11 protein-coding genes and 3 tRNA genes are annotated in these 11,959 nt (G+C 59.2%); 9 read left to right on the forward strand and 5 right to left on the reverse strand.

Annotated elements, in window-relative coordinates:
- Positions 1–14: 14 nt before the first annotated feature.
- On the reverse strand, positions 15–431 hold the full coding sequence (locus tag PLU72_14120) for a MerR family transcriptional regulator (GenBank protein ID HOT29319.1): 417 nt from the start codon (positions 429–431) through the stop codon (positions 15–17).
- A gap of 398 nt (positions 432–829) precedes the next feature.
- Between PLU72_14120 and PLU72_14125 the strand changes: the two genes are divergently transcribed.
- Together PLU72_14125 and PLU72_14130 are read left to right on the forward strand one after the other, a co-directional pair.
- A complete protein-coding gene (locus tag PLU72_14125) occupies positions 830–1,894 on the forward strand; it encodes a putative Ig domain-containing protein (GenBank protein HOT29320.1) in 1,065 nt (354 codons plus the stop codon).
- 231 nt (positions 1,895–2,125) lie between these two features.
- Complete coding sequence (locus PLU72_14130; protein HOT29321.1) at positions 2,126–3,493, forward strand: hypothetical protein; 1,368 nt, start codon at positions 2,126–2,128, stop codon at positions 3,491–3,493.
- Positions 3,494–3,713: 220 nt separating this feature from the next.
- On the opposite strand, the gene PLU72_14135 is transcribed toward PLU72_14130, so the two are convergent.
- From PLU72_14135 to PLU72_14150, 4 genes are all read right to left on the reverse strand, one after another.
- The gene (locus tag PLU72_14135) at positions 3,714–4,949 is read right to left on the reverse strand and encodes a ComEC/Rec2 family competence protein (protein HOT29322.1); all 1,236 of its coding nucleotides are present in this window, start codon (positions 4,947–4,949) and stop codon (positions 3,714–3,716) included.
- A 221-nt stretch (positions 4,950–5,170) separates the two neighbouring features.
- Positions 5,171–5,329, reverse strand: coding sequence for a hypothetical protein (locus PLU72_14140; GenBank protein HOT29323.1), 159 nt, complete (start codon positions 5,327–5,329; stop codon positions 5,171–5,173).
- 45 nt (positions 5,330–5,374) lie between these two features.
- Positions 5,375–5,456: transfer RNA gene (locus PLU72_14145), tRNA-Leu, on the reverse strand.
- A 152-nt stretch (positions 5,457–5,608) separates the two neighbouring features.
- Positions 5,609–6,160 (reverse strand): hypothetical protein, encoded by a 552-nt coding sequence (locus PLU72_14150; protein ID HOT29324.1) that lies wholly within the window; start codon positions 6,158–6,160, stop codon positions 5,609–5,611.
- 127 nt (positions 6,161–6,287) lie between these two features.
- Between PLU72_14150 and PLU72_14155 the strand changes: the two genes are divergently transcribed.
- The 7 genes from PLU72_14155 to PLU72_14185 all read left to right on the forward strand — a co-directional run bounded on the left by PLU72_14155 (position 6,288) and on the right by PLU72_14185 (position 11,643).
- Complete coding sequence (locus PLU72_14155; GenBank protein HOT29325.1) at positions 6,288–7,508, forward strand: TIGR04013 family B12-binding domain/radical SAM domain-containing protein; 1,221 nt, start codon at positions 6,288–6,290, stop codon at positions 7,506–7,508.
- Positions 7,505–8,662 (forward strand): AI-2E family transporter, encoded by a 1,158-nt coding sequence (locus tag PLU72_14160; protein ID HOT29326.1) that lies wholly within the window; start codon positions 7,505–7,507, stop codon positions 8,660–8,662. Before PLU72_14155 ends, PLU72_14160 begins: the two co-directional genes overlap by 4 nt.
- 91 nt (positions 8,663–8,753) lie before the next feature.
- Positions 8,754–8,824: transfer RNA gene (locus PLU72_14165), tRNA-Gln, on the forward strand.
- 17 nt (positions 8,825–8,841) lie between these two features.
- Positions 8,842–8,915: transfer RNA gene (locus PLU72_14170), tRNA-Glu, on the forward strand.
- Between the two features lie 253 nt (positions 8,916–9,168).
- Complete coding sequence (locus PLU72_14175) at positions 9,169–9,546, forward strand: hypothetical protein (GenBank protein HOT29327.1); 378 nt, start codon at positions 9,169–9,171, stop codon at positions 9,544–9,546.
- 172 nt (positions 9,547–9,718) lie between these two features.
- Positions 9,719–10,519, forward strand: coding sequence for a hypothetical protein (locus PLU72_14180; protein HOT29328.1), 801 nt, complete (start codon positions 9,719–9,721; stop codon positions 10,517–10,519).
- 671 nt (positions 10,520–11,190) lie between these two features.
- Positions 11,191–11,643: a hypothetical protein gene (locus PLU72_14185; GenBank protein ID HOT29329.1), complete on the forward strand. Its 453-nt coding sequence runs from the start codon at positions 11,191–11,193 to the stop codon at positions 11,641–11,643.
- The last annotated feature ends 316 nt before the right edge of the window (positions 11,644–11,959 follow it).

The following is an 11,959-nucleotide window of genomic DNA, read 5'->3' on the forward strand; positions in this document are numbered from 1 at the left end:
CGTGCCGGCGCGGATCACGTGTTCCGCGTAGAACGGTCGAGTTCCGGAAAGATGCTCCGGATGGCGTGCTGCAGACGCTCGTATCTCGATGCCGTCATGCGGCAGACACCGGCCTGCAGGTGAATTTCGCACCCCGGCGCCATGAGGAAGCGCATCCAGGGCTCGGCGGCCATCAGCGGCACGGCGGCGTCGCGAACCGCGGTTTCCCCCTTCCCTTCGGAGAGGCGGGCCGCGATATCTCTCAGGGCAAGGCCCCCTTCCTGAAGGGCGCGAATCTCGGCGAGGCGTTTTATATGTTCATCGGTATAGAAATGCCCCCGGCCTGCCCCGCAGGGGGGAGCGAGGAGCCCCTGCTGCACGTAAAAGCGGATGGTGCGGCGCGGGACCCCTGTCATCTCTGCAACTTCGCCGATCGAATACCGTTTATCCATACTCTAAATATGACATTTACTGTCGCATTGTCAAGTGTCATGTTTTTTTCGACAGCCCAACGACGATTACGAAGGAGGGGGGGCGAAATCATATCATGGATATAATATATTTATATGATTATATTCCTTACCTGCATCGGGGCGCGTTACGGGGCGGATCTCAGACCCGCCCCTCATAAGCCTCATCAACCACATACGTCACACCAGTCACAGAACGCATACAAGATTCCGGCCACATCATGACACCGCATTGCACCCCGGATTACATTCCGGATTCGCGCCTTCGTCCGGGGGGATTCATTCCCTTTCTCAGGGATTGTCCGATTCATGCCGATAGACGGTGCTGAAGCCGGCGGCAGGAACCGGCAGGCCTGTTGTCAGGCGGAAAAGGGGTTGTCATGGGAATCCGGGGCCGGGGGATGTCGAGGATCGTCTTTTTTCTGGCGGCGCTTCTCGCCGCCATGACGTTTCATGGGTGCGGCGGTGGCGGCAGTTCGTCCCGACTCGCCTCGGTGCAGATATCCGGGCTTTCCGCCGACGGTTCCGCCGATGGCTCTGGTCTCGCGACGGAAGCCATCCCCCTGGCGGCGCCGGCCGTGGCAAGCGAACCCGACCCGCTGAGGCTGTATGCGCCGGCGGCGATTCACGCGGCGCAGAACATCTACTCGTATTTCAAGCTCGAAGCGGTCGACGGCGTTCCGCCCTACACGTTCACAGCATCGGGGCTTCCTGAAGGCTTCGGTCTGGGGACATCGACCGGCTTCGTCGGCGGCACGCCCGTCGCGACAGGCGTGGCGACGATCACGTTCACCGTCACGGACGCGTCCGGGACCGCTTTCTCGGCGTTTTCCGTCATGACGATCGTCCCGGGACTGTCGATTTCCTGCCTTACGCAGATGCACTTCACCTTCGATCAGCAGGTTTCGACCCTGTTCGCCGTTCCCCTCGCCGGCAGGGCCCCCTACGAGTTCACCGTGACGGGGCTTCCGCCCGGCCTCGACCTGCGGGTCGACCGCAACCGCCTCGCGTATCTCATGGGCGCTCCCGACCGACTCGGAAGTCACTCGGTCACGCTGTTCGTCAAGGATGCCGACGGCGCCGAGGCGCAGGCCGACGTCGTCATCTCGGTCAGCCGCGCCGGCTACTGGGTCGAAACGGGCGTCGCCTACCTGCGCGTCGGCGACACCTTCAACCAGCTGATCTGCCAGGCGCGGGGCGGCTCGCCCCTGACGGGCATCTACGGCACGAAGACCTACGAATACGCGGTCTCCGGCCTGCCGCCCGGCATCGCCCTCGTCACCTACGCCGAAGGGGCTGTCGACGGCAGCAACCAGTTTGGCGCGCTCGTCTCGGGCACGGCGACGACGGTCGGAAACTACGTGATCGACATCACGGCCGTCGACACGACGGGCGCTCCCGTGAAGGGAATGGGGTTCATCCAGGTCGACCCCAAAAAAGAATGACACGTTCTTGAATCCTGCGAGAATCTCTCGTGCCCCGACAGGTTCAGCACGAACGTGAACGCACAATTTGGCTTTATGTGTACAACTTTTCTTCATCTTGCCCATTGACACATTTCCTCTCACCCCATACCATTGAGGGAGATTTAGCGCAGGGCAAGGAATTTGAGTATGAAGCAGAAACGTCCGAACATTCGGCATTCGTGTGCATGCCTTTTCTTCGGTGTTTTCGGCTTGTTTCTCTCATTTTTCCCCGCTTTTCCGGTCGTTGCCTCCAGCCAGTTCGACACCGAACCCCTCGAAGTTTTCACCGGGGCCATGGCCGCCCCCTGGGAACGCGTCGAACGCCTCATCGACCGCCACCCCGGCTTCAAACACGAGGCGTTTGCCCCCGAGGGCGTGCAGACCGATCCCCGGATCGTCCGATGGTTCGGCGGCGACAAGACGCCCCACTCGAACCGGTTCCTCCTGCACTGCTTCCGCGACTATTCGAAAAGAACCTTCCCCACCCCGGTCCTCTTGGTTCACGGCTCCGTCGACAACGCCAACCGCGGCTGGATTCACCCCTACGACATGTCCGGCAGCCTTCAGACGCTCCCGCCCGACAAGGTCGGGTTCGCCTGCCGTCTCGCCGATCTCGGGTATTCCGTCTTCGCCATCACATTCGCCCACGGACAGGGCGACAACATCATGCAGGCCGAGCAGATCGCAAACGCCATCCGCCGCATCCGCATCCTCCTCGGCCGCGAGAAAGATCCCGATTTCAAGGTCGACATCATCGCCCACTCGAAAGGAAACGTGGCCGCCCGCCTCTACTGCTCCGACGCGAGAGCCATCTTCCCCAATCTCACGTTCCTGACCCCGTTCCGGAAAGACGTTCGCAAATACATCGCCATCGCCTCGCCGATGCGCGGCATCGACACCCCATATCGGTATTACGGGTACAACCTGCACATCGCGCTGAACCCGGGAAACGCCCCGCTGGGCGCTTCGAAAATGCTCATCAACGGCACATGGAAAAACGTCCATGACCGGACCGTCTTCAGCGACTCGAAGAACTACTGGCCCGGCCAGTCACAGCTGCTGTTCAACCTCGTCCGCGACGGAAATATACCGCTCGGCATTGAAAGCGCGACCGCCGACGCCGGGGCGAGCGCCCTCGCCCTGTATCACGGCGGCGCCTCTCTCGCCCTCGAGTCGCGCGGCATCGACAAGGCCATCGAGGCCGGCGACCGGCTGATCTACCGTCTCGAGGAAAAGGGCATCGATCCGTCGGTACGCCTCTGCGTCCTCGCCGGGAACAACCCCTACCTTTCGCTCAAACTGCCGGTGCTGGGCTACACGCCAACCCCCTACGAGACGTTTTCCGCCCCGTACGACGGCCTTCTCTTCGTCGAATCCGCCGTCTGGACGAAAGGCATCCTGAAGCGCGGCGCCAGGCTACTCGCGAAGTCCGTCATCTACAAGAACCATCTCGACCTCGCCCGCGACCCCGAGGCGTTCAAGCTCATCGACACGTGGCTGATGGCCCCGACGGGCACGGAAAAACGTTCTCTCCGTAAACAGGTGGAAGCTCTGTTCCCGTCGCAGGACGAAGAGTAACCCTCTCCCCGCCTGACCCGCTGCTCTTCCACGCCTCCGCCACGGCCCCTTCACGCTCCGTTCGTAAAGGCCCCGTCGGAGCACGAATTGTCTCTCGCCCCTCGATCACGCAGGGCGAACGGCATGTTCGACGATTCAGACTCCACGGTATCAATCCGAGGGCTTTTCGCATGCGCAGTTCGCAATGGGGTCACACCGCGCTTCGCGCTTTCGACGCCATTCAGAAGGCAGAAAGATCCCGTTCGGCCCCGGACGCTTCGCCGTGCAGCCGGCGGAACTTCAGGAAAGTTTCCAGAGAGGCTTTCGCCTGATCGACGGCCGGTGAAGCCGCACCGCCAAAGATGTCGGCAAGGTCATCAAACCGCCCCTGCGCAACGAACTGCTTCATCGAATTGAGCACCAGGGCGTTCACCGCTTCGTGTCTGCTCGCTGCGACGCTGATTCCATACGGCATCTCGGCTTTGTCGAGCATGGCGAGGATATTCCGCAGTCCCATTCCATTCTGGGTGCTCGAGAATGTCACGACACTGCCGTCGGTTCTGGAATCGACGGTTCCGTCGTGGTCGGTTCTCAGGATCTTCACGTCGCGGCTGGCATACCGTTCGAGAACCTCCGGAGACGGGTGATTGTAGGAGTTGCTGATTCCCACCGAGAACACGGCATAATCCGGCCTGGCGGCATTCAGAAAGGCGTTGGTGGAAGAGGTTTTGCTGCCGTGATGCCCGACCTTGAGGACCGTCAAGGGGAAACAGGCGGGGTGTTCCGCGATCATTTCGCGCTCAACGAGGGCCGTGGCATCGCCCGTGAACAGATACCCGATTTTCCCGGTGGTGACCTTGAACACCAGCGACGTATCGTTCGCCGTCAGGGCCGGCTGGCCGGGAGCGGGCGCCGGATGGGGGTGATCCGCGTGCAGGAGGTCGACATGCACCTGCGATCCCCAGTTGAACGAATCCGACATCCGGGCCTTCTTCAGAGGAATGTTTTTTTCGCGGATGGCTCTGAACAGGCGCTTGTACAAAACATCGTCGCCTTTCGTCGCTTCGGGGTCGCCCGGGGAAACGACGGTAGACTCCGTCGAGTAGATGAATTCCCCGATCGGAAGCGCTTCGACGAGCGTGAGAAACCCTCCGAAATGGTCGCGATGCGCATGAGTGATGACGGCGGTATCGATTTTCTCGATTCCTGCTGCTTCCAGGAAGGGAAGAATGATGTCTTCGGCTGCATGATCGACATCGTTCCCGGCATCGATGAGAATGGTTTTCTCCCGGGTCCTGATCAGGATGGCATCGCCCTGCCCGACGTCCAGAAACGTCACGCGCAGTTGCGCATTGCCCGTGTGAAGGCCTGAAGCCAGGGAGGCGGATGAAGCCGAAAAAAGGGAAGAGGCTTGAAACAGGAAGACAAACGAAACGAGGATCAGCAGCGTGAAAAAGCGCGACGACCTGTGTTGCATCCCGTGCTACTCCATACTCGATTTTTCCAGAACTCCGGCGCCCTGGGAACGGCCCTCATACGAGGAGCCAATACTCGATACAAATCACAGCCGGAAAAAACAGGGCGGACTGTCAGCATAGCACGATTCGCCGACCGAGTCAAAATCAGGGCTTCCGCTTTTTCTTCTTCATCCGCGTTTCATCTGGCCACTATCTGCAAATGCGTTCTTGATGTTCCTGTTCAGCCTTCGGTTTCAGAGCGTGTCCGGAAAAATAGCCGTGAAGAGGCGATGACGCCGACGGGAAGAACCAGCGACATCAGGAAGAACGAGAGCAGGGCGGGCGGAATTCCGATCTCGAGCCCGGGAACGGCGGCCGCCAGAAATTCTGAATCGCGCATAAAGAAAAACGGCACCCAAGTTGGGTGCCGTCAGGGGTAAAACAGTGCCGGGAGCGGGACTTGAACCCGCACGGCGTGAGCCATACGCCCCTCAAACGTATGTGTCTACCAGTTCCACCATCCCGGCGGGAACGTGCGGATATTCTACCGCAACACGCCTTCAAAGTCAACAGGTGTACGCGCGGTCTGAAAAATTCAGGGGCGAGGCCGAAAAACGCCGGAAACAACAACGGCCCGATCAGGGTCGATCGGGCCGCCGGTTTTTCAGCAACTTCGGGTTCAGTCCGGCACGTTGTGGGCGGTCGAGAGGTAGCGGCGGTATTCGGCGGGGCTGAGGACGATGTCGGGGTATTCGTTGCTGGTCCAGTAGCGCTTGCCCTCAGGGGTTTCGTGCCACTCGCCGTCGCGCATGTCGACTTCGCGCCCGTAGATGATCGCGATCTTCTTGCCGCGGGCGACGGAGGCATCGTCCCCGTGGGCGGCCAGGAACAGCTGCAGAACGCCATTCAGGCTCGCGCGCCCTTCCTGGCTGATCTCGAACTGGAGCCGGCCGATCAGGCGGGCCCGCATGCCGGACTCGAGCTCGGCGGCGCGGGCGGCGACCAGGTTCAGCTCGGTCTCGTCGGCCAGCAGCTTGTTCGTAAGGTCGGCTTCGCGCACGCGCACGTTGATCTCACTGCGAATGCCGGATTCGAAATCGGTGATGAGTTCGCGCTCGTAGACGCGGCCCAGCCCGATGAACTCGTCGGCGAGACTGCCGGCAAACGCGGCAGACGCCAGGGGCAACAACACCACGACCAGGAGGACGATTCGATTCAGCAGCTTTGTCATGGGCATCCCTCCGTTTTCTTTCGCCTTTTATGTCGCAAATTGCGTACCCGTGCCCTCAGCCCTCCAAAGAGGCTTCAGACGCGCACATCCTTCCGTTCCGGCGCCTCGAGTGCTAGAATGTCGGCGCATGACTGCCGAATACTCATCACACACCCTCATCCTTCGCACGCACAACTACAACCGCGTCAGCTTCGGCGCGCTTCTGGGCGCCTGCCCGGAAACGACTCTCGCAAAAATCCGACCAGTTCTTTGGGAAAGCGATGCCCCGCCGCCCCCGGAGCTCCTCGCCGGCCGCGTCCTGCTGCTCTACTCGTTCATGATGCCACACAAGGACGCCGTCAGCGCCGAACTGCGAAACGTCCGGTCGCTCGTCGGGGAAAACGGCCGCGCCGTCGACATCTGGGCCGGGGGTGCCGAGGCGACTCTCAATACTCCGGCCGTCGAAGAGATGGGCTTCGACCTCATCCTGGCTGGCGAAGGCGAAGAACTCTTCCCCCAACTCCTGGTCCAATGGCTCGACGGGAAACAGCCGACCGGACTTCACTCCACGCCGCCCGGCCGGGTCGATCTCGACCGGTATCCGGGGTTCCACCCCATCGCGGGCTATCTTCCTCCGATCGAGTTGAGTCGCGGCTGCATCTACGGGTGCGCGTTCTGCGCCGTGCCCGCGCTTCACAAGGGGACGCTCCGCCACCGGAGCGTCGCGCGCGTTCTCGAGATCGCCTCGGCGTATCTCCGGCATGCGACGGCCCGCAAGCGCATCAAGTTCCTGGCCTCGAACGCGTTCGCCTACGGCTCGACCGACGGGCGCACGGCGAACCTCGAGGCCCTGCACGCGCTTCTGAGCGGGCTCAAGCGCATCGGGGTTCCCGAGATCAGCCTCGGCTCGTTCCCGTCGGAAGTGCGGCCCGACTTCGTCACGCGCGAGGTGCTCGAACTGGTCCGCCCCTTCCTTTCGAACAACACCATCGTCATGGGCATCCAGTCGCCGTTTGACAGCCGGCTTCGAAGCATCGGAAGAGGTCACACGATCGAGCAGGCGGTCCGGGCCATCGAACTGCTCCGCGAGTTCCGGTTCCGCGCCCACGTCGATTTCATCATCGGAATGCCGGGTGAAACGCCCGAGCAGCAGGACGAGCTCTTGACGTTCATGGAGCGGTTGGTCCATGATTACGGGGTCCGCATTCACATGCACACCTTCATGCCGCTCGCCGGCGCCCGCTGGGCCGACAAAGTCGCCGAACCGATCGCGCCTTCCGCGCGCGACAGGCTGCGCGCTCTCGCCCGGGCAGGCGTTCTCGACGGGTGGTGGGAAAACCAGATCGCCTACAGCCGGAGACGCGAATGACCACGGAAGCCCTGCCTGTTCCAGAGCCGAATCAAGCCCCGCCCCCCCGCATCCCGGATGACCAGAAAACGTGGTTTGCGCGGTATTGGAGGCAGATCCGGACCGTTCTCACCTGGACCGGGTTCGCCGCGATCATTTATTACCTGTCGAATTTCCTCTCGCTGATCTTCCTGACGTTCATCCTGGCATACACGCTGAATTCCCTGGTCAACTATCTGCATGCGCGCATCCAGTGGCCGCGCTGGGCCGTCGTTCTCGAGGTGTATCTCATTCTCGCGATCATCATGACGACGATGGGCATGATCGTCATTCCGAAGGTTTACCAGGAAGGCAAGATCATGTACAAGGAAATTCCCGAGACGAAGGACAAGGTCATCCAGCAGATCAAGGGGCTGATGCAGGATGAGGATCTCGCCGGGTTCATCCAGGGCGCCGGAGTCGAAGAGGGCTTCAAGGAATGGTTCGGGAAGATGCTCCAGCGGTTCACCCTGTTCATCCAGGACATATTCCGGATTTCGTTCCATTTTATACTTGCCGTTATATTCAGCTTTCTCATCCTCTGGGACTTCGAGCGCTTCTCTCGGGAAGTGCGAGGCCTCGAGAGCACCCGTCTCCGCACGGTGTATCGCATTCTCGCCCCCCGCCTTCAGGAGTTCGGCGATATCGTGGGGCGGGCGTTCGAGGCCCAGATCATCATCGCCTGGGTGAACACGTTTCTCACCCTTATCGGTCTGACGTTTCTCGGCATCCCGAGCAAGCTGTTCCTGAGCGTCTTCGTTTTCGTCTGCAGCTTTATCCCCGTCCTGGGCGTGTTCATCTCGAGCGCCCCGATTTGCCTGCTTGCCTACAAGGCCGACGGCTTCATCCTCGTCTTCTACAGCGCCATCCTGATCACGATCATTCATTTTATAGAGGCCTATATCCTGAATCCCCGGATCGTCGGCGGCCATCTGTCACTCCACCCCTTCGTGGCCGTAAGCATCCTGGTGTTCTCCGAGTATTTCTTCGGAATATGGGGTCTCCTGCTCGGCGTTCCGTGCGCGGTGTTCCTGTACCACGCGCTTCTTACGAGACCGACCCAGAAACGCCCGGCGCAGAACGGATCCGTTGCCACCCCCAAGAACCCGCTTTCCCCTGAAACGGCTGCCACGTGACCGCCGCACGCCCTTCCGGCCCGACGCGTCGTTTTTTTCAAAAAGTCTCTTGACTTGGCAATCGATGCGTGTTACCATCAGAAACGTCCATTGGGGAGTCGTCTAATGGTAGGACTGCAGACTCTGGATCTGCCTATTGGGGTTCGAGTCCCTGCTCCCCAGCCGCTGTAACGTTTTTTGGCCCCATGGTGTAACCGGCTAACACGCAGCCCTCTCAAGGCTGAGAGCGGGGGTTCGAGTCCCCCTGGGGCTATTCGCTCTCATGAAGAACCGCTGAAAAGCGGTTCTTTTCATTTTCCCCGAATTCGACGCCTCCCTGCCGAAAAGCCGGCGGCCGGGGTACGAAATTCCGGCGCCCGGGAAACGGGAGAATCGCCGGCGGCTGCGGGGAAACCATTCCGGCAGGGCCTTTTTCACGGATTCATCCCGGTAGAAGCACATGGCATGAATCCTGCTTTTTTACACGCCCAACCATCACCGACGAATTTCAGACAGGAGAAAAATTCATGAACCGGTTTGTCATGCTGTTGCTTGCGGTCCTCACGATTGGCGTGATCTCCCCCGCGTTTTCCCTCGACGGCGCCCAGTTCACCAAGGTCCTGACCGCCGCCGTCCAGGCGGATGAATACCTGTATTCCCTGATGGGGCCCGAGACGCCGAAGCACTCTCCCGAGTTCCAGGCAGCCCTGGCCGGCCAGAAGAAGACGCGCGCCGCGGTCGCCAACGAGATCAACGCCCTCGATTCCACCGACGACATCCAGCAGGCGCTCGTCATCGCCCGCGCTTTCTCCGCCAAGGGCGGTTCCTTCGCCGCGATCGGCAGCCTGGCCGAAAACCTCCTGCGCGCCCGCCTTCCCTTCGTCACGGCCCACCAGCTTCCCTGAGGCACATCCCCTGCAAGACCCGACCGGGCGGCCACCCCCACAGCGGAGGCCGCCCGGTCGTTCACTTGTCTCGTTCCGGGGACGTGATACCAGTTTCTCGCGTTGGCCTGGAAATCTGTATCACGTCCCCCGAATTCGAATTCCGCATAAAACCAAGGAAGGAGAAAGTTTGATGGCCCCCAAAATGCGTGTGAAAGAAGCTATCGTTAGCTTTGTCGCTTGTTTTCTTGCCTTTGCAACAATCAGTAAGGCTGGTCCAACCGGCTATGATAGTTGGCAAAAGAACCCTGATGGAACGTATGTGTGCGGTGGTGCCTATGATGGCTACCAAGAAAATCCGGATGGAACCTACGTGTGTGGCGGTGCTTACGACGGCTATCAAAAAAATCCGGACGGAACATTTGTCTGCGGCGGCGCTTTCAACGGTCACAAGCGAAACCCGGACGGAGGGTATGTCTTGGGAGGGGCTTACGATGGCTGGATGAAAAATCCTGACGGAACCTATGTTTGTGGTGGAGCGTATAACGGGTATCACAGAAATCCAGATGGTTCCTACGTTGTCGGCGGCGCGTATGACGGGTGGCAAAAGAATCCCGATGGAACCTTCGTGTGCGGTGGGGCCTACAATGGTTGGCAAGTGAATCCAGATGGGTTCTATGTGTGCGGCGGAGCGTACGACGGATGGCAGAAGAACCCCGACGGAACCTATGCCGTTGGTGGAACCTACAACGGCTACAAAAAGAATCCGGATGGAACCTACGTTGTTGGCAACAAATTCACCTGTGGGACACGCCAGAGAAAAGATAAGCCTAGCCGCGTTCATGCCTTCATCGGGGCAGTCGAACGAATGGAAAACGTAGAGCGGTTTCGCCAAGAACTCTGCCCTGAAGACCTTGCTCTCGATTCGGTACGCAGGGCGATGAAACTCTACCATCAAAAAATTCGCTTTCAAGAAGTCCACGAGACTCGCTGATCTTCATCTTTTCAGGGGCTATTGCCACGCCGTTTTCTCATTGAGTCCTGCATATCAAAACCAGCTTCGTGTCTCCGTTCGTGCTGAGCTTGTCGAAGCACGAACAGCCACTTGCAGATGCTTCCTCATTTCGCGCTTCGACAGGCTCAGGGCGAACGGGTGGCTTTCATTCTGCAGGAATCAATAACAGGAGTCAGGCGGTGCTTCCTCGTCACCGGTGACCCCTCAGCCGGTTTGTCGGATATGGCCCCTCTTCGACAGACCGGCCGGAAGACTGAAATGAAAGGCATTTCCTGCGTCGGTTCGGTTGGAAATCCGAGGGGCCATTTTGGGAAGAGCAAAAAGCCGCCGGCCTGGTCCCTTGGGCGACCGGCGGGGGGGAAAGGGAAGAAATCTCTCTTCTACTCGGTTTCGAGCGGTTCTCCGTGGAAGTCTTTGGGCGCCCTGAATCCTTCTCCCGTAAAGCGGGGGATCGTGGCCCCGTCTATCAGGATCAGTTTCTCGCGTTGGCCTGGAAATCTGTATCACGTCCCCCGAATTCGAATTCCAGAATAAAATCTGTTACGCGGCGCTCGGTGGTTCAAGTATCCTTCCTAGGAAAGAACTTCGTCTCGTAACTTCAGGCTCAGCGCTTTGTATCATCTTGGGAGGGGGATACTATGACTTCCACCGTGTCTTTCGACCTCGAAAAAGAGATGACAACGAACATCGTCATTGGGGCTTCATGTATCGGTTTTGTCCTTCTTTTTTTCATTCTTGCCCTTTTCGCAAGGCATTTTGAGGGGTTCGCCCTCCTAATAGGGAATCTCGTGGCCCCGATTCCCGAGGGGAGCAAACTGTACTCGATTCTGCGGGTTCTCGGTTACTCGTACATCCCTCTGGCGGTCATGCTCTCCTATCTGTTCAAGTGTTTCCGAAAGGTTTCGCCCGATGCGTCACCGCTCCAGATTGCCCTTCATATTCGTGCCGAAACCGTGATCACCTGCGCTCTGTTCGAATCCATCGCTCTTTGCGGGTTCCTGTTGTTTTGCTGTTCCAGGTCATGGAGCGATTTTCCCGTGTTTGCCGGGATCTCCCTCCTGCTTCTGATCCTTGCATTTCCTATCCTTTTTCGAGCAGATTGACAGAAATTGAGTCAACAGAAAATGGCCTCTTCTTTTGATTGGGGGCTGGTTTGGTGAGGGACGAGTTATTTTGACACTTTTTCCGACTTTTGCAGAAATTGCAGGTTTTTTTCATGCATTTTGACACACTGAAAAAAACGAACACCCCCATGAATCGAACTTCTCTTGTTTCGTCGAAGTTCAACTTCATACTGGCAAGTTGAACATATTGGTTCAGCTTCGTTCAACTTCGTTACATGCCCACCCATGGCTGTATTCACTTGGATAAAGTCCCAGGAAGTGGTGTAAAAACGGCCCCGGGAAAATGACCGGGGCC

The sequence above is a fragment of the Candidatus Ozemobacteraceae bacterium genome, from assembly GCA_035373905.1.
Lineage (GTDB): Bacteria > Muiribacteriota > Ozemobacteria > Ozemobacterales > Ozemobacteraceae > MWAR01.

What these genes read in the sequence shown, in the direction of transcription:
- PLU72_14155 (HOT29325.1), top strand. Translation starts at nt 6,288, where the DNA reads ATGACTGCCGAATACTCATCACACACCCTCATCCTTCGCACGCACAAC.
- PLU72_14180 (HOT29328.1), top strand. Translation starts at nt 9,719, where the DNA reads ATGGCCCCCAAAATGCGTGTGAAAGAAGCTATCGTTAGCTTTGTCGCT.
- PLU72_14140 (HOT29323.1), bottom strand. Translation starts at nt 5,329, where the DNA reads ATGCGCGATTCAGAATTTCTGGCGGCCGCCGTTCCCGGGCTCGAGATC.
- PLU72_14150 (HOT29324.1), bottom strand. Translation starts at nt 6,160, where the DNA reads ATGACAAAGCTGCTGAATCGAATCGTCCTCCTGGTCGTGGTGTTGTTG.
- PLU72_14125 (HOT29320.1), top strand. Translation starts at nt 830, where the DNA reads ATGGGAATCCGGGGCCGGGGGATGTCGAGGATCGTCTTTTTTCTGGCG.
- PLU72_14160 (HOT29326.1), top strand. Translation starts at nt 7,505, where the DNA reads ATGACCACGGAAGCCCTGCCTGTTCCAGAGCCGAATCAAGCCCCGCCC.
- PLU72_14175 (HOT29327.1), top strand. Translation starts at nt 9,169, where the DNA reads ATGAACCGGTTTGTCATGCTGTTGCTTGCGGTCCTCACGATTGGCGTG.
- PLU72_14120 (HOT29319.1), bottom strand. Translation starts at nt 431, where the DNA reads ATGGATAAACGGTATTCGATCGGCGAAGTTGCAGAGATGACAGGGGTC.
- PLU72_14135 (HOT29322.1), bottom strand. Translation starts at nt 4,949, where the DNA reads ATGCAACACAGGTCGTCGCGCTTTTTCACGCTGCTGATCCTCGTTTCG.